Origin of the sequence: Xylanimonas protaetiae, assembly GCF_004135385.1 — a bacterium.
Lineage (GTDB): Bacteria > Actinomycetota > Actinomycetes > Actinomycetales > Cellulomonadaceae > Xylanimonas > Xylanimonas protaetiae.
The window spans coordinates 2,827,311-2,848,695 of the sequence record NZ_CP035493.1 but is presented as its reverse complement, the minus strand read 5'-3'; the positions used below and the strand labels follow the sequence as shown (position 1 = coordinate 2,848,695).

Sequence of the window (21,385 nt, the reverse complement as noted above, 5' to 3'; positions counted from 1 at the left end):
TACCCGGCGGGGCGGCGGGACGTTCAGGAGGGGCGCAGCGCCGCGGCCACGCGGGCGACGTCGAGCACCCCGGTCGCGCGGCCGCGCTCGACGACGGGCACGATGCGCGCCCCGGCCGACGTCGCGGCGAGGTGCTCGAGCAGCGCGGCGCCGCCCAGGCCGGCGTCGACGGCGGACCCCGGCGGGAACGGCACGACGACGGCGTCGACGGGCGTCGCCCCCGCGGCGGCGGGCGGCACCGTGGCGGCGGCCGCGGGGTCGACCCAGCCGAGCGGCGCCCCGGCGGCGTCGACGACGACGAGCGCGGCGTCGGGGACGCCCGTGACGGCGCGGGCCGCGTCGGCGACGCTCGTGCCGCTGGCGACGGGGACCGCGCGGCCCGCGAGCGCCCGGACGCTGAGCGTCTCGACGACCTCGCGCCGTCGGGCGTTGCGGATGGCGTCGCCGGCGCCCTGCCAGAGGAACGCGCCGACGATCGCAGCCCAGACGACGGTGGAGATGGTGGGCTGGGCGCCCCGCAGGCCCGGCAGGACGAGCGCCCAGGCGAGCACGCCGACGGCGACGACCCGGCCGATCCACCCGGCCGCGACGGTGCCGCGGCGGCGCGAGCCGGTGCCCTTCCACACGAGCGCCTCAAGGATCTGCCCGCCGTCCAGGGGCAGCCCGGGGAGCAGGTTGAAGAGGCCGACGAACACGTTCGAGAAGAAGGCCGCGTAGAGCAGCAGCGCGGGCACGGTCGCCGTGGGGATCGCCTGGAACCCGAGCCAGAACGCGCCCGCGAGCACCAGGTTGGTGACCGGCCCGACGACGGCGACGAGCGCCCCGTCGAGCGGGTGCTTCTGCGTGCCCGTGTACGCGGTGTGGCCGCCCCACAGGGTCATGGCCAGCTCGGTGACCCGGTGGCCGCGCGACCGGGCGACGAACGCGTGCGCGGCCTCGTGGCAGAAGACGCTGACGAAGAGCAGCAGCACGAACGAGAACGCGACGAGCATCACCCCGCCGTTCGCGAGGCCGGGCGCGAAGCCGCGCACGGTCGGGGCGAACAGGATCGTGAGCACGACCGCCGCCACGAACCAGGACGGGGTCACGATCACGGGTGCGCCGGCGAGCTTGCCGATCACCCAGCCGCGGGAGCGGGGCTGCGAGGAGGTCACCGGCGCAGCGTAACGGCGCGCGCTGGGGACAGCCTCGGCGGGGGTGTCGGTGCGCACGCCTAGGGTGGCGCCATGACGACGACGACCCCGGCGGTGCCGGTCGCGGACCCGCCCCGGTCCCCTGCGCTGTCCCCGTCGCGCGCGAACGACTTCATGCAGTGCCCGCTGCTGTTCCGGTTCCGGACGATCGACCGGCTGCCGGAGCCCCCGTCGTCGGCGGCGGCGCGCGGCACGCTGGTGCACTCGGTGCTGGAACGGCTCTACGACGCCCCCCGCGGCGAGCGCACGCCGCAGGCGGCGCTCTCGCTGCTGCCGGGCGAGTGGCAGCGGCTCCTGGACTCGGAGCCGCGCTACCAGGAGCTCGTCACGGACGACGGCTGGTTCGACGGCGCGGGCCGCCTGCTGAGCACGTACTTCACGCTCGAGGACCCGAACCGGCTGCAGCCGGAGGCGCGCGAGCTGCGCGTCGAGCACCGCCTCGCGGAGGGCCCGCTGCTGCGCGGGATCGTCGACCGGCTCGACGTCGCACCCGACGGCGCGCTGCGCGTCGTCGACTACAAGACCGGTCGGTCGCCGCGCCCCGGGTACGAGGGGAACGCGCTGTTCCAGATGCGGTTCTACGGGCTCGTGCTGTGGCGCGAGCGGGGCGTGCTGCCCAAGATGCTCCAGCTCGTCTACCTGGGCGACGGCCAGGTGCTGCGCGCGGAGCCGCGCGAGCGCGAGCTGGAGCTGACGGAGCAGAAGGTGCGCTCGCTGTGGGCGGCCATCGAGAAGGCCGGGCGGGCGGGCGACTTCCGGCCCCGGAGGTCCGCGCTGTGCGGCTGGTGCGCCCACCAGGCGGTGTGCCCGGAGTTCGAGGGCACGGCGCCGGACCTCGACCCCGCGCTGGCGGCGGAGCGGCTGGGCCTGAGCTGACCGGCCGCGCCGGCCGGTTCGTCAGTGCAGGTCGACGACGCGCCCCGCGCCGATCTGCGCGATCGTGCGCAGCGACACCTGCTCCAGCGAGCGCGCGCGGCTGAGGCCGGGCTGCGGCAGCACGGGCACCACGGCCTCGACGCCCAGCGTCCGCGCTCCCGAGGCCAGCGCGGACGCGATGCCCGTGGGCGAGTCCTCGATGGCGACGCACTCCGCGATCGGCACGCCCAGCCGCTCGGCGGCCGTCAGGTACGCCTCGGGGTGCGGCTTGCCGTGGACGACGTCGTCGCCGGCGACGACGACGCGCAGCGCACCGTCCGTCTGGGCCACGACCTCGGCCGCGAACCGCCGGTACGACATCGTGACGAGCGCGCACGGCACCCCGGCGGCGGCGAGCGCCGCGAGCAGCTCGCGGGCGCCGGGCCGCCAGGGGACGTGCCTCTGGACGGACGCGACGACGCGGTCGAGCAGGTACTCGACGATCTCCTCCTCGCCCCGGCGCACGCCGGCACCCTGGAGGATGCGCGCGGAGGCGACGAGGGAGTTGCCGACGAGCTGGAGCGCCTGCTCGTGCGACCAGGTGCCGCCGTGCTCGGCGACGAGCTCGTGCTCGGCGGCGATCCAGTACGGCTCCGTGTCGACGAGGGTGCCGTCCATGTCCCACAGGACGGCGGCGGGAAGGGTGTCGGACAGGGTCACGGGCAGGCTCCAGCGAGGCGACGCTTCGGGGACGGGAGCGAGCGTAACGCCCTAGGGTGAGTCAATGACCTCGACCTCCCCCACCGGGCGTCACTCCGCCCGCAACACGGTGCTCATCGCCGCCTTCGAGGGCTGGAACGACGCGGGCAGCGCCGCGACGAGCGCTCTGGAGCACCTGGGCGAGGTGTGGGACGCGCACAAGGTCGGCGAGCTCGACCCCGAGGAGTACCACGACTTCCAGGTGAACCGGCCGATGATCGGCCCCGGCCCGGACGGCACCCGTGAGATCACCTGGCCGACGACGTCGGTGTGGGTGGCGCAGCTGCCGCACCGCAAGGTGGTGCTGGTGCACGGCATCGAGCCGTCGATGCGGTGGCGGCGCTACTGCACGGAGCTGCTGGACCTCGCCGCGGAGCACGAGGTCCGCACGGTGGTGACGCTCGGCGCGCTGCTCGCGGACGTCCCGCACACGCGCCCCATCCCGCTGACCGCGACGAGCGACTCGGAGGGCCTGCGCGCCGTGCTGCCCGATGTGGAGCCGAACACGTACGAGGGGCCGACGGGCATCGTGGGCGTGCTCCAGCACGAGGCGTCCGCGCGCGGGCTCCAGTCGGTGTCGCTGTGGGCGGCGGTGCCGCACTACGTGGCGAACCCCCCGTCGCCCAAGGCGACGCTCGCGATCCTCACGCGCATCGAGGAGCTGCTGGGCGAGTCGATCCCGCTGGGCGAGCTGCCGGACGACGCGACGGCGTGGCAGCACGGCGTCGACGAGCTCGCGGGCGAGGACGCGGAGATCGCCGAGTACGTCAAGCAGCTCGAGGAGGCCAAGGACACCGCCGACCTGCCGGAGGCGTCCGGGGAGGCCATCGCCCGGGAGTTCGAGCGCTGGCTCAAGCGCCGCGACTCGGGCAAGGACCAGTAGGCGGCTACAGCTCGACGCCCAGCAGGGCGTCCACGGCGGCGACGACGACGTCCGCGTCCCCGCCGGGGTGCGCCGCCCAGCGGTCGACCGCGGCGAGCGCGCGCGGCGCGTCGAGGTCGGCGGCCAGGGCTGCCCGGACCTCGTCGAGCACCTCCGAGGCCGGCTCTCCGTCGTCCGACGGGGTGAGGATCGCCGCGGTCCACCGGTCGAGACGGCGCTGGGCGGTGCCCAGCTCCGCGTCGGTCCACTCCCACTCCTCGCGGTAGTGGTGGGCCAGCAGGGCGAGACGGATCGTCATCGGGTCGGTCCCGGCGGCGAGCAGGCGGGAGACGAACACCAGGTTGCCGCGCGACTTGCTCATCTTGTGGCCCTCGTACGCGAGCAGCCCGGCGTGGACGTGGACGCGCGCGGACCCGCCGCCGAGGAGGCGGGCGTGCGACGTCGACATCTCGTGGTGCGGGAAGAGCAGGTCCGCTCCCCCGCCCTGCACGTCGAACGGCAGGCCGAGCCCGTCGCGGGCGATGACCGCGCACTCGATGTGCCAGCCGGGGCGGCCCGGGCCGAGCCCGCCGCCGTCCCACGAGGGCTCGCCGGGCTGCTCGCCGCGCCACAGGGCGGGGTCGAGCGGGTGACGCTTGCCGGGGCGGTCGGGGTCGCCGCCGCGCTCGGCGAAGAGGCCGCGCATCGTCGCGGCGTCGAACCCGGCGACGGTCCCGAAGGCGGCGTCCGCGGACAGGTCCGCGTACACGTCCCGGTCCACCCGGTAGGCGGCCCCGGCGTCGAGCAGCGCCGTGACGGCCTCGACGACGGCGGGGATCGACTCCACCGCGCCCGTCCAGGTCGCGGGCGGCAGCATGCGCAGCGCCGTCATGTCCGTGCGGTACAGCTCGGTCTGCTCGAGCGCGAGGTCACGCCAGTCGACACCCGTGGCGGTCGCGCGCTCCAGCAGCGGGTCGTCGACGTCGGTGACGTTCGACGTGTAGACGACGGTCTTGCCCGCGTCGAGCCACGCCCGCTGGAGCAGGTCGAACGCCAGGTAGGTGTTGGCGTGGCCCAGGTGCGTGGCGTCGTACGGCGTGATGCCGCAGGCGTACAGGGTCGCCGCGGCGCCCGGTGCCGCCTCGACGAGGGCGCGCGTCGTCGAGTCGTGCACGAGCACCGGGGCCGCTGCCCCGGCCCGGGGCAGCGTCGGGACGTCCGGCGCGGTCCAGGCGCGCATCAGGCGAAGTACCCGGACAGCGGGGTGAGCACGCCCACGACCAGCAGGATCACGACGACGACGGCCAGGATCAGGCGGTAGACCACGAACCCGCGGTAGGAGTGCGTCGAGATCAGCTTGAGGAAGCCGATGATGACGACGTAGCCGACCGCGAACGCGATGATCGTGGCGATGAGCGTCTCGAGCCCGCCGGGCGCGTTGGGCGGCGGGTTGTCGCCGAGCGAGCGGAAGAGCTGGAAGAACCCGGAGCCCATGACGGCCGGGATCGCCAGCAGGAACGCGTAGTCCGCGGCCGCCTTGCGGGTGAAGCCCATGAGGAGGCCCGCCGTGATCGTGCCGCCCGAGCGCGAGACGCCCGGCACCAGCGCGAGCGACTGCGCGAGGCCGTAGGCGATCGCCCGCCGGGGCGTGAGCTCCTGCAGCGTGCGGCGCCGCTCGCCGATCTTGTCGGCCCAGCCGAGCAGCAGGCCGAACACGGCGAGCATGGTGGCCGTGATCCAGAGGTTGCGGAAGGACGTCTCGATCCAGTCCTGCAGCAGCAGGCCGAGGAACACGATCGGGATCGACCCCAGGACGATGTACCAGGCCATCCGCGCGTTCTGGCGGTGCGCGCCGAAGCGGGCGGCGCGGTCGGGGCCGTCGTCGCCGCGCAGCGCCTTCCACCAGTCGACGAGGATGTCGCGGATGGTGCGCCGGTAGTACAGGACGACGGCGGTCTCCGTGCCGATCTGGGTGATGGCGGTGAACGCCGCCCCAGGGTCGCCGGAGCCGATCAGGCTGCCGACGATGCGCAGGTGCGCGCTCGAGGAGATCGGCAGAAACTCGGTCAGGCCCTGCACCAGGCCAAGGACGATGGCTTCCCACGCACTCACGAGCGACGACCTTATCCGCTGTCACGCGGGGCGGATAACCTGCGCGGGTGATGGAGCGTCATGTCGGTGCGTCAGGTCTGCGTGCGTCCGTCGTCGGCCTGGGCACGATGACGTGGGGCCGTGACACCTCCCCTGACGACGCCTCCGAGCAGGTGCGCGACTTCCTGGACGCGGGCGGGACGCTCGTCGACACCGCCGCGACCTACGCCGGCGGCGACGCCGAGCGCGTGCTGGGCGCGCTGCTCGACGGCACCGTGCCGCGCGACGAGGTCGTGCTGTGCACCATGGGCGGTCGCGACGCGTCGCGCCGCGGCCTCCTCGCCGACCTCGACGGCTCGCTCGAGCGGCTGCGCACCGACCACGTCGACGTGTTCCTCGTGGCCCGCCCCGACCCCGCGACGCCGCTCGAGGAGACGGTCTCCGCGCTCCGGCTCGCGGTCACGAGCGGTCGCGCCCGCTACGTCGGCCTGTCCAACCACCCCGGCTGGGCGTCCGCGCGCGCCGCGTCGCTGCTCGACGACGTCGGGCTCACGGCGCTGGAGGTCGAGTACTCGCTGCTGGAACGCGGCGTCGAGCGGGAGGTGCAGCCCGCGGCGTCCGCGCTCGGGATGGGGCTGCTCGCGTGGTCGCCGCTCGGCCGCGGCGTGCTCACCGGCAAGTACCGGCGCACGGTGCCCGCGGACTCGCGCGCGGCGTCGCCGCACCTGGCGACGTTCGTCGACCCGTACCTGACGGACCGCTGCGCGACCGTCGTCGACGCGGTCGCGGTCGCCGCCCAGGGCCTGGGCCGCACGCCCGCCGAGATCGCGCTCGCGTGGGTGCTCGCGCGCGAGGGCGTCGCGTCGGCGATCGTGGGCGCACGCACGCCCGGCCAGCTCCGTCAGGCGCTCGCCGCGGCGGACCTCACGCTGCCCGACGAGGTGCACGCGGCGCTCGACGACGTGTCGTCGATCGAGCCCGGCTACCCGGCCCGCTGGTAACGGGTCCGGCCGGCCCGCGGGGCGGGGTCAGGAGCGGGAGTCCTCGAGCTCGCTGTCGAGCTCGTCGTCGTCCAGCTCCTCGTCGTCCTCGTCCTCGTCGTCGGGCTCGTCGTCCGACTCGTCGTCGTCCTCGTCGTCCTCGTCGTCGTCGTCCTCCTCGAGGACGAACGGGAGGACCTCACCGTGGACCTGCGCGAGGGCGTCCTCGTAGACGTCGAAGGCGTCGGCGACGACGTCGTACGCGTCGTCGACGCGCGGGTCGTCGTCGCTCCGCCGCGACACGATCGCGTCGAAGTGGGCCTCCAGGGCCGCGATCAGGCGGTCCAGCGCAGCACGCGGGTCAGCGGTCATGGTCCGACGCTACCGCTCGCGGGGCAGAATGGGCAGGCGAAGGCAGCCGACGACGCTCTTGGACGGTGAGATGAAGAAGACAACGGGGCACAGCCACTACGAGTACCGCGTGCTGACGATCGACCGCGCGACCAGCGTCCCCGACGCACGCCGGATGCTCACCGAGGAGGCCGAGTACGGCCGCTGGGAGCTGGCCCGCACGCGGCTGTACGTCGGTGGCCACCGCAAGGTGTGGCTGCGCCGCAAGGTGATGAAGGTCGAGGCGACCTTCTGAGGGACGAGGGGCCCGGGAACCCGGGCCCCTCGTCGATCCTCAGCAGGTCGCGAGCAGCCGGTCCAGGACGCGCGTGCCGAACCGGAGCGAGTCGACCGGCACGCGCTCGTCGACGCCGTGGAACATGCTCACGAAGTCGAGGTCGGCGGGCAGCCGCAGCGGTGCGAAGCCGTAGCCCGTGATGCCCAGGCGGGACAGCGACTTGTTGTCCGTGCCGCCCGAGAGCGTGTACGGCAGCACCACCGAGCCCGGGTCCTCCGCCGTGACGGCGTCGACCATCGCGTCGACGAGCGAGCCCGCGAAGGGCACCTCGAGGGCGACGTCCTGGTGGATGGGCTCGATGCGCACGTCCGGGCCGGCGAGCTCGCGCAGCGTGGCCAGGCCCTCGTCCTCGTAGCCGGGCAGCAGCCGCACGTCGACGGCCGCCCACGCCTGACCCGGGATGACGTTGGCCTTGTACCCTGCCGAGAGCTGGGTGGGGTTGGCCGTGTGCCGCACCGTCGCGCCGACGAACGGGGCGGCCGGGCCGAGCGCCCGCACGAGGGTGTCGACCGCGGCGGGGTCCTCGGCGTCGAACGGCAGGCCCGTCAGGTCGGCGACGCCGCGCAGGAGCTTCTCCACCGTCGGCGTGAGCGTGTACGGCCACGCGTACCGGCCGATGCGGGCGACGGCCTCCGCGAGCGCCGTGACGGCGTTGTCGTGGTTGACGGCCGAGCCGTGCCCGGCGCGCCCGTCGGCCACGAGCCGCAGCCAGGCGAGGCCCTTCTCCGCCGTCTGGAGCAGGTAGGCGCGCTTCCCGCCCACCTCGACGGAGAAGCCGCCCACCTCGCTGATGGCCTCGGTGGCGCCCTCGAACAACTCGGGGCGGTGGTTCACGGCCCACTGGGCGCCGTGCACCCCGCCGGCCTCCTCGTCGGCGAACATCGCGACGACGACGTCGCGGGCGGGCTTGCGGCCCTCGCGGACGTACTGCCGCACGACGGACAGGATCATCGCGTCCATGTCCTTCATGTCGACGGCGCCGCGGCCCCACAGGAGGCCGTCGATCTCCTCGCCGCCGAACGGGTCGACGCTCCAGTCGGCCGCCTGGGCGGGGACGACGTCGGTGTGCCCGTGCAGCACCAGTGCGGGCCGCGACGGGTCGGCGCCCTCCAGGCGCGTGACCACCGAGGTGCGCCCGGGCCGCGACTCGAACACCTCGACGTCGAGCCCGACGTCGGTGAGGAGCCCGGCCACGTGCTCGGCGGCGGCCCGCTCCCCCGGCCCGGAGTCGTCGCCGAAGTTCGACGTGTCGATGCGCAGGAGGTCCTGGCAGATGCGTGCGACCTCGTCGGACGCGGTGATGGGTGCGGTCATGCGGAAAGCCCCCGTCGCTCGAGCAGTGCGGTGATGTCCGAGTCGCGGCCCCGCAGCTCGCGGAAGGACTGCAACGGGTCCTGCGACCCGCCGCGCGCCAGGAGCGTGCGGCGGAACGCCTCGCCGTTCTCCCGCGTGAGGCCGCCGTGCTCTTCGTACCAGCGCACGGTGTCGGCGTCGAGCACCTCCGAAAAGATGTACGAGTAGTACGCGGCCGAGTACCCCGAGCCGAAGATGTGGTTGTAGTACGTGGTGCGGTAGCGCGGCGGCACGGGCGCGAAGTCCACGCCCGCGGCGGCCAGGGCGGCCTCCTCGAAGGGGACGACGTCGTCGACGGACGTCGGCACCTGCTCGGGCGCGAGACGGTGCCACGCCTGGTCGAGCAGCGCGGCGGCCAGGTACTCGGTGGTGGCGAACCCCTCGCCGAGCTGGCGGCTGGCGAGCATGGTGTCCACCCAGGTGCGCGGCATGGGCTCGCCCGTCTCGTGGTGCACGGCGTAGGACTCCAGGATCTCCGGCTCCCACGCCCACATCTCGTTGACCTGGCTGGGGTACTCGACGAAGTCGCGCGGCACCTCGGTGCCGGACTGCGACGGGTAGCGCACGTCCGAGAGCAGGCCGTGCAGGGCGTGGCCGAACTCGTGGAAGAGCGTGATGACCTCGTCCCACACGAGCAGCGTGGGGCGCCCGGCCGGCGGCTTGACGATGTTGAGGTTGTTGACCACCACGGGCTGCTGGCCGAGCAGGTGGTTCTGGTCGACCAGGTTGTTCATCCAGGCGCCGCCGCGCTTGGACTCGCGCGTGTAGAAGTCGCCGAGGAACAGGCCGAGGCCCGCCTCGCCGTCGAACACCTCCCAGACGCGCACGTCGGGGTGGTAGCCCCGCAGGTCCGGGCGCTCCTCGAACCGCAGCCCGAACAGCAGGTTCGCCGCCTTGAAGACGCCGTCGTGCAGCACCTTCTCCAGCTCGAGGTAGGGCCGCAGCGCGGCGTCGTCGAGGGCGTAGCGCTCCTTGCGGACGCGCTCGGCGTAGAAGGACCAGTCGGACGCGCGCAGCTCCTCGCCGGGGTGGTCGGCCTGGAGCGCGGCCGTCAGGTCGGCGGCCTCGGCCTTCGCGTTGGCGACGGCCGGCGGGGCGAGCCGGGCGAGCATGGCCGCGACCGCCTCCGGCGTCTTGGCCGTGCCGTCCTCCGCGACGTACGCCGCGTGGTGGGCGTAGCCGAGCAGGCGGGCCCGCTCCGCGCGCAGGCGCACGATCTCCAGCAGCACCTCGCGCGTGTCGTGCTCCGAGCCGTCGGCGCCGCGGGCCTCCGAGGCGCTCTGCACGCGCTCGCGCACGTCGCGGTCGGAGAGCGCGGCGACGACGTTCTGGTGCGTGGGCAGCTGCATCTCGAGCAGCCAGCCGTCCTGCCCGCGCGCCTCGGCGGCCGCCCGGGCGCCCTCGCGGGCGTCGTCGGCGAGCCCGTCGAGCTCGTCCTCGGACGTGACCAGCACGGACGCCGCGTTGGCCCCCGCGAGCAGCTTGCGCCCGAACTGCGACTCGAGCGTGGTCAGGCGCCCGTTGAGGTCGCGCAGCGTGGCCTGGTCGTCGTCGGACAGCGCGACGCCGGCGCGGCGCGCGTCGACGAGCCGGCGCCGCAGCAGCCACGCCTGGTCCGCCTCGAGGTCGGTGCCCTCGAGAGCGCTCAGGCGCGCGACCAGGGCGCGGTCCATGAGGATCGCGTCCTGGTGCGCGGCGAGCTGCGGCGCGAGCCGCTCGTCGAGGTCCTCCAGGAACGGCGTCGCGTCCGCCGACAGCTGGTTGTAGAACACCGTCAGCGCCCGGTGCAGCGCCCGGCCCGAGCGCTCGATCGCCTCCAGCGTGTTCGCCACCGTGGGCGCGGAAGGGTCCGCCACGACCGCGTCGATCTCGGCGCGGTGGGCGGCCATGCCCGCGAGGATCGCGGGCTCGAGGTCCTCCGGCCGGAGGGTCGCGTAGTCGGGTAGCTCGTAGGGCAGGGTCGAAGGCTCGTCGAAGCGCGTCACCCGGCCATCCAACACCGTCCGTCACCGGACGCGCCGTAGCACGCCCCGCTCGACCACCAGCTCGACGTCCAGGCCGAGCCGGTCGAGGAAGGCCCGGTCGTGGCTGACCACCAGCAGAGCACCGCGGTAGGCGGCCAGGGCCTCCACCAGCCGGTCGGCCGAGGCGAGGTCCAGGTTGTTGGTCGGCTCGTCGAGCACGAGGAGCTGCGCGGGCGGGTCCGCGAGCAGCAGCCGGGCCAGCGTCACCCGGAACCGTTCGCCGCCGCTCAGCGTGGCCACCGGCCGGTCGACGGCGTCCCCGCGCACGAGGAACCGGGCGAGGCGGCCGCGCAGCACGCCGGGGGCCACGTCGGGGGCGCCCGCACGCACGGCGTCGAGCACGGTGGCGTCGTCGTCGAGCAGGTCGAGGCGCTGCGGCAGGTACCCGAGCCGGTCGGTCAGCAGCCCGTCGCCGCCCACGAGCTTCTCGAGCAGCGTCGTCTTGCCGGCACCGTTGGCGCCCGTGAGCGCGACGCGCTCGGGGCCCTGGACGACGTGCTCGCCGCCTTCTGGGCCGCGCAGCACGGCCAGGCGACGGCCGGCGCCGACGCCGGGGTCGGGCAGGTCGACGGCGATGCGGTCGTCGTCCCGCACGGCCCGCTCGGCCGCGTCGACGGCCGCCCGTGCGGCCTCCTCCTTGGCGTTCGCCTGGCCGCGGCGGGCTGCCTGCGACTTCTCGGCGGAGTTGCGCCGGTCGTTGATCGCCGCCTTGACGTAGCGGGCGTCCGCGACGTCCTGGCGGCCGCGCCGCTCCGAGTGCGCGACGCGCTCCTGGAGCTTGATGCGCTCGGCCTTCTCGCGACGCAGGGTCGCCTCGGCGTCGCGCAGGGCCCGCCGCGCGGCCTCCTGCTGCGCCTCCAGGGACGCCTCGTACTGCCCGTACGTGCCGCCGAACGTCACGAGCGCGCCCGAGCGCAGCTCGGCCGTCTCGTCGACGAGCTCGAGCAGCGCACGGTCGTGCGAGACGACGACGAGCGCGCCCCGCCACGTCCGCACGAGCTCGTGCAGCCGCTCGCGCGCGGCGCCGTCGAGGTTGTTGGTGGGTTCGTCGAGCAGCGCCACGTCGGCGCCGCGCAGCCGCACGCCCGTGACGGCGGCCAGCACGGCCTCCCCGCCGGAGAGCGTGCCGACGACGCGGTCGACGTCGTCGGGCAGGCCGACCGCCGCGAGCGCCGCACGGGCGCGCTCCTCGGCGTCCCAGGCGTCGCCGACGACGTCGAAGAGCTGCTCGCGGACGTCGCCGGACTCGATCGCGCGGACGGCGTCGACCTGGGCGCGCACGCCGAGCAGGTCGGCGACGGTCAGGTGCGTGTCGAGCGTGAGGCGCTGCGGCAGGTAGTCGGCGACGCCCGTGACGGCAACCGACCCGGACGTGGGCGTGAGCCGTCCGGCGACGAGCCGCAGCAGCGTGGACTTGCCGGCGCCGTTGAGCCCGACGAGGCCCGTGCGGCCGGCGCCGAACGCGCCGGAGACGTGCTCGACGGGCGCGGAGCCGTCCGGCCAGGCGAAGGTGAGGTCGCGCAGGACGACAGAGGGGGAAGGCATGAAAAGGGGTCTCCGAAGGTCGGCTGGTGCGCCGACGTCCCCGCTCGCGCGTGCGAGCGCAGGGTGCGGCGCCGGTCAGGCGGCGGTCGGGAGACCCGTCATGTCACGTCCTCGAGGTCGGATGCCGTCCCCTCTCACGCGCGGGCACCGCCCGCGGGGACCCGTCGAGGTTCGCACGGCCGCGACGTGCCGCGCAACCGCGTTCCCGGTGTGAGGTCGCCCACGCGTCACGCCGTCGGCGCGCCCGCGGGCCAGGGCTCGTTCGGCTCGCGGCGGTCGCCGGGCAGCAGCGTGCCGACCCAGCCGTCGAGCCGGGCGCCGCGGTGCACCAGCAGCCCGCGGATCTCCCCCTCGACGCGCACCCCCACCTTCCAGGCGACGCGCCGCGAGGCCCAGTTGCCCACCACGGCCCGCCACTCCGCGCGGGCCAGCCCGAGCCCCTCGGGGTCGAGCCCGTGGTCGACGACGAGGCGTGCCGCCTCCGTCACCAGGCCGCGGCCGCGCGCCTCGGGCGCCATCCAGAACCCGAACTCGGCCGAGCGGTGCGGGGCCGGGGTGTCGTCGAGGTGCAGCCCCACCATGCCGAGCAGCTCCGGCTCGCGCTCCCCCGGCAGGACGTCGCCGGGCGGCCGGATCGCCCACGTGAGCACCCGCCCCGACTCCCAGCCGCGCGGCACGAACCCCGTGACGAACTCGTGCGCGTGCTCGCGCCGGTACGGGCTCGGCACGGTGGTCCAACGCTGGATCGCCTCGTCCTGGCACAGCGCGTAGACGCGGTCGACGTCGTCGGCGGTCGGGGTCGAGAGGCGGACGCGCTCGGTGGCGAGGACGAAGGGTTCCATCCCGGCAGCATGCCAGGACCGGCGCGGGCTCTTACCCGTCGGCGCCCGCGTCGTCCGCGGCCGGGTCGCCGGCGCTCGGCTCGTCAGCGGCCGTCCCGGGCCCGAGCAGCCCCACGGGCTCGCGACGCGGTCGCAGCCGCGCATAGACCGCCCAGGTCACCGCGACGACGGGCACGGCCACGACGGCGCCGAGGATGCCGGCGAGCACCGTGCCCGTCGCGATCGCGACGGCGACCACCACGGGGTGCAGCGCCACCTGCTTGCCCATGATGAGCGGCTGGAGCAGGTGCCCCTCGATCTGGCCGATGATCGCGACGCCGATGATCACGATGAGCGCCTTGAACGGCCCGTCCGCCGCGAGCGCGACCACGCCCGCGATGACCATCGCCGTCGGCGCGCCGATCAGCGGGATGAACGTGCCGATGAACACGAGCACGGCGAGGGGCGCCGCCAACGGGATGCCGAGGATGGCCAGGAAGATGCCCGACATCAGGCCGTTCGTGATGGCGATGAGCACCGTTCCGCGCGCATAGCCCGCGAAGGTGTACCAGCCGGCCTGCGCGGCGTCGTCCCAGCGGTTGCGGTGCCCGGCCGGCACCTGGCCGACGAACCAGCGCCACATCGCGCCGCCCTGGAGCAGGAAGAACACCGTGCAGAAGATCGCCAGGGCGATGACGGCGAACACCTCGACCACGGTGCCGACCGTCTGGGCGGTCTGCCCGGCGACGTCGGCGGCGTTCTCCGCCAACCACTTGCGGCCCGCCTCGAGCGCGTCGGTGATCGCGTCGGGCGACACGTCCAGGCGCAGCGGCCCGTGCGCGAGCCAGCCGATGATCTGGTCCACGCCCGTCGTGAACTGGTCGCCCAGGTTCTCCCACTGCCCGGCGACGGACGCCACGACGTACGTCACCAGACCCCCGACCACGACGAGCGCCGTGAGGAACGCGAGCCCGATGGCGAGCGGGCGCGGCATGACCCGCGCGAACCAGTCGGTGAGCGGCCGCAGCACCGACGTCAGCACCAGCGCCAGGAACACCGCCGTGAAGACGACCCGCACGTGCACGACGGCGAAGACCAGCAGCGAGACGGCCGCCACGAGGGCGACGAACCGCCAGGACCACCCGGCGCTCGTCCGCAACCACTGCGGCACGTTCTCGGGCTCGGCCACCCGCTCACCTCCACTGACGTCCCTGCCGACCAGTCTGCCCGCAGACGCCTGCGCTGGCGTGACGATGGCACGCGATTTCGGACCCCCGCCGACACCGTGCTATGTTTTCCACCGCACCGAGACGGCGGGAACGCCGGCTCTCGGGGTCACCTGTCCGGGTGGCGGAATGGCAGACGCGCTAGCTTGAGGTGCTAGTGCCCTTTATCGGGCGTGGGGGTTCAAGTCCCCCTCCGGACACCAGAACAGCTCCTGACCTTACGGATCAGGGGCTGTTTGCACGTTCGGAGGGGGACTTGAACCCCCATGTCACGTGCGCTCGCCAGCTTCCGGCAGGTCATACCTGTCGGCGGGATCCGAATGAGACAGCGGATCGAGAGGCCCGACGGATCCACACCGTCGGGCCTCTCGCTTTTTGAGCCCCTGCTCAGGTCGCCCTGACCGTCCGTCAGCCGAGCGTGAGGGTGACGGTCACGTAGGAGTGCGCGGGCAGGTCGACCTCGAGCCCGCGCGGGTGGGACCGCACGCCGGCGTGGTCCACGGGGGCGACGTCCCGTGGCCGGTCGGGCGTGTTGTGCGCGTCGAGCGCGGGCGCGGTCAGCACGCGCGCCCGGTGCCCGACGACGTCACGCCCGCGCAGGTCGAGCACGACCGTGCGGGCGGTGTCGGCGTCCAGGTTCGACAACGAGACCAGCGCGGCGTCGTCCTTGACCGACGCGGACGCCGAGACCAGCGGGAGCTCGCCGCCGTCGACCGTGCGGGTCTCGACGTCGCGCAGGTGCACGGCCAGCGCGGCGGCGTCGTGGTGCCCGGTGTTCATCGCGAACACGTGGTACGTCGGCGTGAGCACCAGCGCCCCCGTGTCCGGGTCTGTCAGGATCATCGCCTGGAGCACGTTGACGGTCTGGGCGATGTTCGCCATGACCACACGCTCCGCGTGCCGGTGGAAGGCGTCGAAGTGCACCGCCGCGACGAGCGCGTCCCGCAGGGTGTTCTGCTGGTACAGGAACCCCGGGTTCGTGCCCGGCTCCACGTTCCACCAGGTGCCCCACTCGTCGACGACGAGCCCCACCTTGCGGTACGGGTCGTGCCGGTCCATGACGGTCGAGTGCCGGGTGAGCAGCTCGTCCATGTGGCGGGCGCGGGCGAGCGCGACGTACCAGCCGTCGGTGCCGAAGCCGGTGGCGGACCCCTTGTCGGACCACGGCCCGGTCATCGTGTAGTAGTGCAGCGACACAGCCTGGAAGGGCGCGGCCGGGGTCGCCGGGTCCGCCGCGAGATCGTCGAACGACCGCAGGAGCGTCTCGGTCCAGTGGTAGTCCGCGTCGGACGCGCCGGCGGCGACGCGGCACGTCCGGTGGCCGCCCTGGTCGCGCACGTAGGTGGCGTACTGGCGAGCCAGCGACGCGAACTGCTCGGCACGCAGGTTCCCGCCACAGCCCCACGCCTCGTTCCCCAGACCCCAGAACGGCACGCGCCAGGGCTCGTCGCGCCCGTTCGCACGCCGCAGCGCCGCCATCGGCGAGTCGTCCGCACGCGTCAGGTACTCCACCCACGCCGACATCTCCGCCACCGTGCCCGACCCGACGTTGCCCGACACGTACGGGTCCGCGCCGAGCAGCTCGCACAGGTCCATGAACTCGTGCGTGCCGAACGCGTTGTCCTCCACGACGTCGCCCCAGTGCGAGTTGACCATCCGGGGCCGCTGGTCGCGCGGGCCGATGCCGTCCCGCCAGTGGTAGTCGTCCGCGAAGCAGCCGCCCGGCCAGCGCAGGTTCGGGATCGCGATGGCGCGCAGCGCCTCGACCACGTCGGAGCGGATGCCCCGCACGTTCGGCACCGACGAGTCCTCCCCCACCCAGAACCCGCCATAGATGCACCGGCCCAGGTGCTCGGCGAAGTGGCCGTACACGTGACGGCTGATGGTGGCGCCGGGCAGGTCCAGGTCGATGACAGCGGTCGTGGTGGTCGTCATGGCGTTCCCATTCGGTCGGAAGGTCAGTCGTCGGAGGGCTCAGCACGGGGCAACCGGGAGCCAGACCCGCATCGGTCCGGGCTCCCCGTTGCCCCAGGGGGAGAACGGGATCGCGGTCACGGTGTGCTCGGCGCCGAGCTCCGGTCCGGCGTCCGTGCCGGAGAGGTGGTCCGCGGCGCGGGTCACCCGGCACCGCACGGTCAGCGTGCCGCCCTCACCCGCCGTGATCAGCGCGTCGGGCACCAGCGCGATGCCGTCGACGTCGATCCCGGGTGCAAGGCCGGCGTGCTCGACGCAGTAGACGATCGGCCCACGCTCGACGGCTGCAACCCCTCGCAGCGCGTCGACGCGATGGTGCGCGGTCGTGCGGCGGGGCGTCCGGTCGACCTCCAGGACGTAGGTGGCACCGGGCGTCAGCGGAGCCGGGCGTAGCCGTCGTCCTCGCGCTCGTGGCCGCCGACCGGGCCGAGCACGCTGCTGCGCGACGCCCTGGATCCAGGTGTGCACGAAGCCGCGATGCGCCGCCGCCGACTCGCCCACAAGGCGACGGAAGTCGTCGAGCACCCCCGAGGCCTCGAGCTGGTCGACGCAGTGCGGGATGGTGGCGGTGCCGTTGCGCTCCTGCCAGGACCCGAGCGGCCCGCCGACCAGGCGGACGGCAGGGACGGGCAGCGGGCGGTGCCGCGTCGCGGCGATCGGCGACGCGGGCAGGGCGCGCTGGACGGGCACGGGGCTGCTCACGGTGGTCTCCTTCGACCGGTGGGGTGCGGGGTCGCGCGGCGCAGGCGCGCATCGACGAGCCGGGCTACGCGCCGCCGCGGGTGGAGCCACGCACCACGAGCCGGACGGGCACGACGGCGTGCTCGGCCGGACCGGTCCAGCCCGACATCTGCCGGTGCAGCAGCCCGACGGCCTTCTCGGCGAGACCCTCGTGGTTGGCGTCGACCGAGGTGAGACCGGGCGGGATGAACCGCACCATGTCGAGGTTGTCGAAGCCCGCGATCTGGACGTCCGCGGGGATGCGCAGCCCGCGGTCCGCCATCGCCGAGACGGCTCCCAGCGCGATGATGTCGGTGATCGCGAAGACCCCGTCGAAGGGCAGACCTGAGTCGATGACGTCGAGCATCGCGTCGCGCGCCGCGGCCGAGCTGTACTCGGAGATCGGCACCACGTACCGCGGGTCAACGCCCAGGCCGGCATCGAGACAGGCACGCTCCCACCCGAGCCGGCGGTCCGACGACATCATGTGCCCGGGGTCGAACGTGCAGCCGAGCGCCAGGATGCGCCGGGAGCCGCCCTCGATCATGTGCGCCGTGGCGAGCCGGGCGCCCTCCTCGTTCGCGAGCCGGACGTGGTTGAACCGCTCGGGCACGTCGCGCTCGCCGAGCAGGACGATGGGCGTCGGGATACGAACCCGCTCCAGCCGGTCGATGTCGAGGCCGGCCACGGACAGCAGCACACCGTCGTACAGGCGGAGGCGCGCGACGCTCAGCGCCTCCATCTCCTGCTCCGGGCTGGCGCTCGTGCGCTCGAGGACGAGGTGGCGCCCTCCCGCCTCGATGAGCAGCGCGATCTTGTCGGAGACCTCGCCGAAGTAGTCGTGGAACGACGGGGCGATGAAGGCGACGGTGTCTGTCCGTCCGGCCCGCAGGTGGCGCGCCGTCAGGTTGACCTCGTACCCGAGCGCCTCGACGGCCGCCATGACGCGGGCGCGCGTCGGCTCGCCGACCGGGAGGCGCTCGTTGAGGACGTTCGACACCGTCATGACCGAGACGCCTGCCTCGCGGGCGACGTCCGCCATCCTCACCATGAACACCCTCCCTTCCACAACATTGTGCCAGCCCAGCGCGGGCCCGCTCATCCGGACGCCGGCCGACGAGGCCGCCCGAGCGCGCCCAATATATCGATACAACACCGCACGGCAAGGTTCCGGTGACAGCGGGGGCGTCGCTCTCCAGGGCGTGGTCCTCGCGGCGCGGGACGGCATCGTCTCAGCGCGTGCGCCGGGCTTGACGACTCGCGGGAACGTCCCTATTTTATCGCTACAATCCTGCCGGGATGAGGGCGCCAGGCCGATCTGGCGCCCTCGGCGCATCGAGTGTTCGTGACTGTCTTCCAAGCACGACGTTCCATGCCACACCTCCCCTCAGGGAAGTCGCGTTCGCTCAACGAAGAGAGAATTTGGTGCGTACCACGAGCAAGAAGCTGTCAACTCTGGTCCTGGCTGCAGCAGTCTCAGCGGGACTGGTCGGATGTACCTCTCAGGGCGCTCCCGAGGAGGCCCCTTCGAAGGATGTCGTCATCCCCGCGGGCGACCTCGCGGACCAGTCGGGCACGCTGACCCCCAGCAACCCCACGACGCTCACGACCTGGATCACGTCCGCGGAGCAGGCCCCGGCCCCGGACAACAAGATCACCAAGCTCCTCAAGGAGAAGCTCGGCGTCACCCTGGACTACGAGATCGTGTCCCCGGACAACGTGGACCAGAAGATCGGCGTGATGCTCGCGGGCGGCGAGTACCCCGACCTCATCGGCACCACCGACCTGAAGCTGCGCCTCCTGGAGGGCGGTGCACTTCGTCCCCTGGACGACATGCTGGCCACGGGGGACTACCCGAACATCTCGACGCACGTCGAGCCGTACATCAAGAAGATGAGCTACTCGGGCACCGAGGTGGACCCGGGCCTGTACATCATCCCGAACTACAACCGCTTCTACGGCGACGTCACGGGCGGCACCTACTACGGTCCGGCGTTCTGGATCCAGAAGCGCGTGCTCGAGGACGCCGGCTATCCGGACCTGAGCAACATGACGCTCGACCGCTACTTCCAGCTCATCGCTGACTACAAGGCGAAGCACCCTGAGACCGACGGCGCGCCGACGGTCGGCTTCGAGCTGCTGGCCTCGACGGGTCGCGAGTGGGGCATGACCAACCCGCCGGCGCTGCTGGCTGGCTCCCCGAACAACGGTGGCGTCATCGTCGACGACAACAACAAGGCGGAGATCTACGCCAACAAGGACATCGCGAAGGACTTCTACAAGGTCGTCAACGAGAAGTACAGCGAGGGTCTCGTCGACCCCGAGTCCTTCACCCTCACGTACGACCAGTACACCGCGAAGCTGGCCACCGGCGCCGTCCTCGGCATGCACGACCAGGGCTGGGACTTCGGCACCGCCACCCAGTCGCTGCAGAGCGCGGGCAAGGACGAGTACACCTACGTCCCCCTCATGCCCGTCTACGACGGTGTGCAGCCGTGGTACGCCGACCGTGACGTCATGAACACCAACCAGGGCTTCGGTTTGTCTGTCTCCAGCAAGCAGCCGGAGAAGGCACTGAAGTTCATCGACATGATGCTCAGCGAGCCCTGGCAGAAGGTGCTCTCCTGGGGCATCGAAGGCGAGGACTACCAGGTCGGCGCCGACGGCGTCTTCTCCCGCACGGACGAGCAGCGGGCCAACTACCGCGACCTCACGTGGCGTGCCTCCAACCGTCTCACGGCGCTGCTCGACATGCTGCCCAAGCACAACGGACAGTTCTCCGACGGCAACGCCTACAGCCCCGACGACCAGCCCGCCGAGTTCCTCGCGACGCTGACCGGCTACGACCGCGCCTTCATCCAGAAGTACGACAAGAAGACCTGGCGCGAGTTCGTGAACACGCCGAAGGAGAACCCGAAGTACTACCCGGCGTGGAACATCGGGCTCGACGACGAGGCCAACCAGGTCAACCAGCAGCTGACCGACGCCGCTGTGCAGAACCTGCCGAAGATCATCGCGGGCAAGCCTGCCGACTTCGAGAAGAACTGGAAGTCCTACACCGACGCCGTCGGCCAGATCGACGTGAAGGTCTACGAGGATGCCATCAACAAGGGCATCAAGGACCGCCTGACCAACTGGTAGCAGCCGGCGAGCTCTCGTGGTGGGGGGCGCGAGTCCCCCACCACGAGACGTTCGCGATCACCACCCACTGCTCCTGACGATGAGGTTGGACAGATGACGGACGCCACGGTCAGCACCCGTGTGACCGCTACCGGGCCGGAGACGGCCCTCCCGCTCGCGACCAGCTCGCGTGCCCGGAGGCGCAAGCCCCGGAAGAAGGCAGCGATGGGCCCCCGACGCAAGATCACCTGGGACCGGATCTGGGCGCAGCGAGCCCTGCTCGCCATGGCAGTCCCGCTGCTGCTCTACCAGATCCTGTTCAAGTACGTCCCGGCCTACGGCTGGGCGATCGCCTTCCAGCACTACAAGCCGGGGCGCGGCAGCATCTGGAACCAGAAGTGGGTCGGCTTCGAGAACTTCGTCAACCTGTTCACCGGTGTCAACGGTGAACGGTTCCGCCGGGTCGTGGTCAACACCCTGGGACAGTCGGTCCTGTCCCTGGTCGTCGGGACCCTCGGGGCCATCGTCCTGGCGCTGCTGCTGAACGAGGTCAAGAGCCTGCCGTTCAAGCGCGTCATGCAGAACATCACCTACATGCCGCACTTCCTCAGCTGGGTGATCGTGGCAAGCCTGGCGGCGGTAGCCCTGTCGCTGCCCTCCTCCGGCGGGTTCATCAACCAGGCCCTCATGAACCTGCACATCGTCGACCAACCGGTGCTGTTCTTGACCCAGCCGAACTACTTCTGGGGGATCGTCGCGGGGACGAACTTATGGAAGGAACTGGGCTGGAACACGATCCTGTACCTGACGGCCATCACCGCCATCGACCCTGCCCTGTACGAGGCCGCCGAGGTCGACGGCGCAGGCCGCTATCGCAAGATGTTCAACATCACGCTCCCGGGGATCAGGCCCACGATCGTCGTGCTGCTCATCATCAACAGCGGCTGGATCCTGTCCACGAACTTCGAGCTGCCGTACTTCCTCGGCAACGGCCTGGTGTCCGAGAGGGCCGAGACCATCGACGTCTTCGTGCTGCGTTACGGCTACCAGCTGGGCAACTACAGCCTCGCCGTCGTCGCGGGCATCTTCAAGACCGTCGTCGCCATCATCCTGGTGGGCTCGGCGAACCTAGCGGCCAAGCGCCTCAACCAAGAGTCGCTGGTCTAGGAGGACC

Annotated in this window: 19 protein-coding genes and 1 tRNA gene; 7 read left to right on the top strand and 13 right to left on the bottom strand. The window is 72.6% G+C overall.

The window, feature by feature from the left end:
- Positions 1-23: 23 nt before the first annotated feature.
- Positions 24-1,154 carry a site-2 protease family protein gene (locus ET471_RS13185; RefSeq protein WP_242496290.1) on the bottom strand — a complete coding sequence of 377 codons (1,131 nt, stop codon included), beginning with the start codon at positions 1,152-1,154 and terminating at the stop codon, positions 24-26.
- Positions 1,155-1,226: 72 nt separating this feature from the next.
- Between ET471_RS13185 and ET471_RS13180 the strand changes: the two genes are divergently transcribed.
- On the top strand, positions 1,227-2,069 hold the full coding sequence (locus ET471_RS13180) for a RecB family exonuclease (protein ID WP_129189018.1): 843 nt from the start codon (positions 1,227-1,229) through the stop codon (positions 2,067-2,069).
- Between the two features lie 21 nt (positions 2,070-2,090).
- Here ET471_RS13180 and ET471_RS13175 read toward each other — a convergent pair whose 3' ends face one another.
- Positions 2,091-2,768, bottom strand: a complete 678-nt coding sequence (locus ET471_RS13175) for an HAD family hydrolase (RefSeq protein ID WP_280949871.1) — start codon at positions 2,766-2,768, stop codon at positions 2,091-2,093.
- Positions 2,769-2,832: 64 nt separating this feature from the next.
- Between ET471_RS13175 and ET471_RS13170 the strand changes: the two genes are divergently transcribed.
- On the top strand, positions 2,833-3,690 hold the full coding sequence (locus ET471_RS13170; RefSeq protein WP_129189016.1) for a PAC2 family protein: 858 nt from the start codon (positions 2,833-2,835) through the stop codon (positions 3,688-3,690).
- Between the two features lie 4 nt (positions 3,691-3,694).
- Here ET471_RS13170 and mshC read toward each other — a convergent pair whose 3' ends face one another.
- Both mshC and ET471_RS13160 read right to left on the bottom strand, forming a co-directional pair.
- Positions 3,695-4,909 (bottom strand): cysteine--1-D-myo-inosityl 2-amino-2-deoxy-alpha-D-glucopyranoside ligase, encoded by a 1,215-nt coding sequence (gene mshC / locus ET471_RS13165; RefSeq protein WP_129189014.1) that lies wholly within the window; start codon positions 4,907-4,909, stop codon positions 3,695-3,697.
- A complete protein-coding gene (locus ET471_RS13160) occupies positions 4,909-5,781 on the bottom strand; it encodes an undecaprenyl-diphosphate phosphatase (RefSeq protein ID WP_129189012.1) in 873 nt (290 codons plus the stop codon). Before ET471_RS13160 ends, mshC begins: the two co-directional genes overlap by 1 nt.
- 50 nt (positions 5,782-5,831) lie before the next feature.
- Here ET471_RS13160 and ET471_RS13155 point away from each other — a divergent pair, with 50 nt between their 5' ends.
- Complete coding sequence (locus ET471_RS13155) at positions 5,832-6,761, top strand: aldo/keto reductase (protein ID WP_425356583.1); 930 nt, start codon at positions 5,832-5,834, stop codon at positions 6,759-6,761.
- Between the two features lie 27 nt (positions 6,762-6,788).
- On the opposite strand, the gene ET471_RS13150 is transcribed toward ET471_RS13155, so the two are convergent.
- A complete protein-coding gene (locus tag ET471_RS13150; protein WP_129189008.1) occupies positions 6,789-7,112 on the bottom strand; it encodes a primosomal protein in 324 nt (107 codons plus the stop codon).
- A 70-nt stretch (positions 7,113-7,182) separates the two neighbouring features.
- Between ET471_RS13150 and ET471_RS13145 the strand changes: the two genes are divergently transcribed.
- Complete coding sequence (locus ET471_RS13145) at positions 7,183-7,386, top strand: DUF5703 family protein (protein ID WP_129189006.1); 204 nt, start codon at positions 7,183-7,185, stop codon at positions 7,384-7,386.
- Between the two features lie 39 nt (positions 7,387-7,425).
- Here ET471_RS13145 and ET471_RS13140 read toward each other — a convergent pair whose 3' ends face one another.
- The 5 genes from ET471_RS13140 to ET471_RS13120 form a co-directional block, all read right to left on the bottom strand.
- Positions 7,426-8,742, bottom strand: coding sequence for a M20/M25/M40 family metallo-hydrolase (locus ET471_RS13140; protein ID WP_129189004.1), 1,317 nt, complete (start codon positions 8,740-8,742; stop codon positions 7,426-7,428).
- Complete coding sequence (locus tag ET471_RS13135) at positions 8,739-10,766, bottom strand: M3 family metallopeptidase (RefSeq protein ID WP_129189002.1); 2,028 nt, start codon at positions 10,764-10,766, stop codon at positions 8,739-8,741. Before ET471_RS13135 ends, ET471_RS13140 begins: the two co-directional genes overlap by 4 nt.
- A 21-nt stretch (positions 10,767-10,787) precedes the next feature.
- Entirely contained in the window at positions 10,788-12,350 is a 1,563-nt protein-coding gene (locus tag ET471_RS13130) for an ABC-F family ATP-binding cassette domain-containing protein (RefSeq protein WP_129189000.1), read from the bottom strand.
- 227 nt (positions 12,351-12,577) lie between these two features.
- On the bottom strand, positions 12,578-13,192 hold the full coding sequence (locus ET471_RS13125) for a GNAT family N-acetyltransferase (protein WP_129188998.1): 615 nt from the start codon (positions 13,190-13,192) through the stop codon (positions 12,578-12,580).
- A 31-nt stretch (positions 13,193-13,223) separates the two neighbouring features.
- Complete coding sequence (locus ET471_RS13120) at positions 13,224-14,360, bottom strand: AI-2E family transporter (RefSeq protein ID WP_129188996.1); 1,137 nt, start codon at positions 14,358-14,360, stop codon at positions 13,224-13,226.
- 152 nt (positions 14,361-14,512) lie between these two features.
- On the opposite strand from ET471_RS13120, the gene ET471_RS13115 reads away from it, so the two are divergent.
- A tRNA-Leu gene (locus ET471_RS13115) sits at positions 14,513-14,600 on the top strand.
- Positions 14,601-14,805: 205 nt separating this feature from the next.
- Here ET471_RS13115 and ET471_RS13110 read toward each other — a convergent pair.
- The 3 genes from ET471_RS13110 to ET471_RS13100 all read right to left on the bottom strand — a co-directional run bounded on the left by ET471_RS13110 (position 14,806) and on the right by ET471_RS13100 (position 18,142).
- Positions 14,806-16,332 (bottom strand): alpha-N-arabinofuranosidase, encoded by a 1,527-nt coding sequence (locus ET471_RS13110; protein ID WP_129188994.1) that lies wholly within the window; start codon positions 16,330-16,332, stop codon positions 14,806-14,808.
- Positions 16,333-16,371: 39 nt separating this feature from the next.
- The gene (locus tag ET471_RS13105) at positions 16,372-17,073 is read right to left on the bottom strand and encodes a hypothetical protein (protein ID WP_129188992.1); all 702 of its coding nucleotides are present in this window, start codon (positions 17,071-17,073) and stop codon (positions 16,372-16,374) included.
- Positions 17,074-17,137: 64 nt separating this feature from the next.
- On the bottom strand, positions 17,138-18,142 hold the full coding sequence (locus tag ET471_RS13100) for a LacI family DNA-binding transcriptional regulator (RefSeq protein WP_129188990.1): 1,005 nt from the start codon (positions 18,140-18,142) through the stop codon (positions 17,138-17,140).
- Positions 18,143-18,516: 374 nt separating this feature from the next.
- On the opposite strand from ET471_RS13100, the gene ET471_RS13095 reads away from it, so the two are divergent.
- Both ET471_RS13095 and ET471_RS13090 read left to right on the top strand, forming a co-directional pair.
- Positions 18,517-20,232 (top strand): extracellular solute-binding protein, encoded by a 1,716-nt coding sequence (locus ET471_RS13095; RefSeq protein WP_129188988.1) that lies wholly within the window; start codon positions 18,517-18,519, stop codon positions 20,230-20,232.
- A gap of 93 nt (positions 20,233-20,325) precedes the next feature.
- Entirely contained in the window at positions 20,326-21,378 is a 1,053-nt protein-coding gene (locus tag ET471_RS13090; protein ID WP_129188986.1) for an ABC transporter permease, read from the top strand.
- The last annotated feature ends 7 nt before the right edge of the window (positions 21,379-21,385 follow it).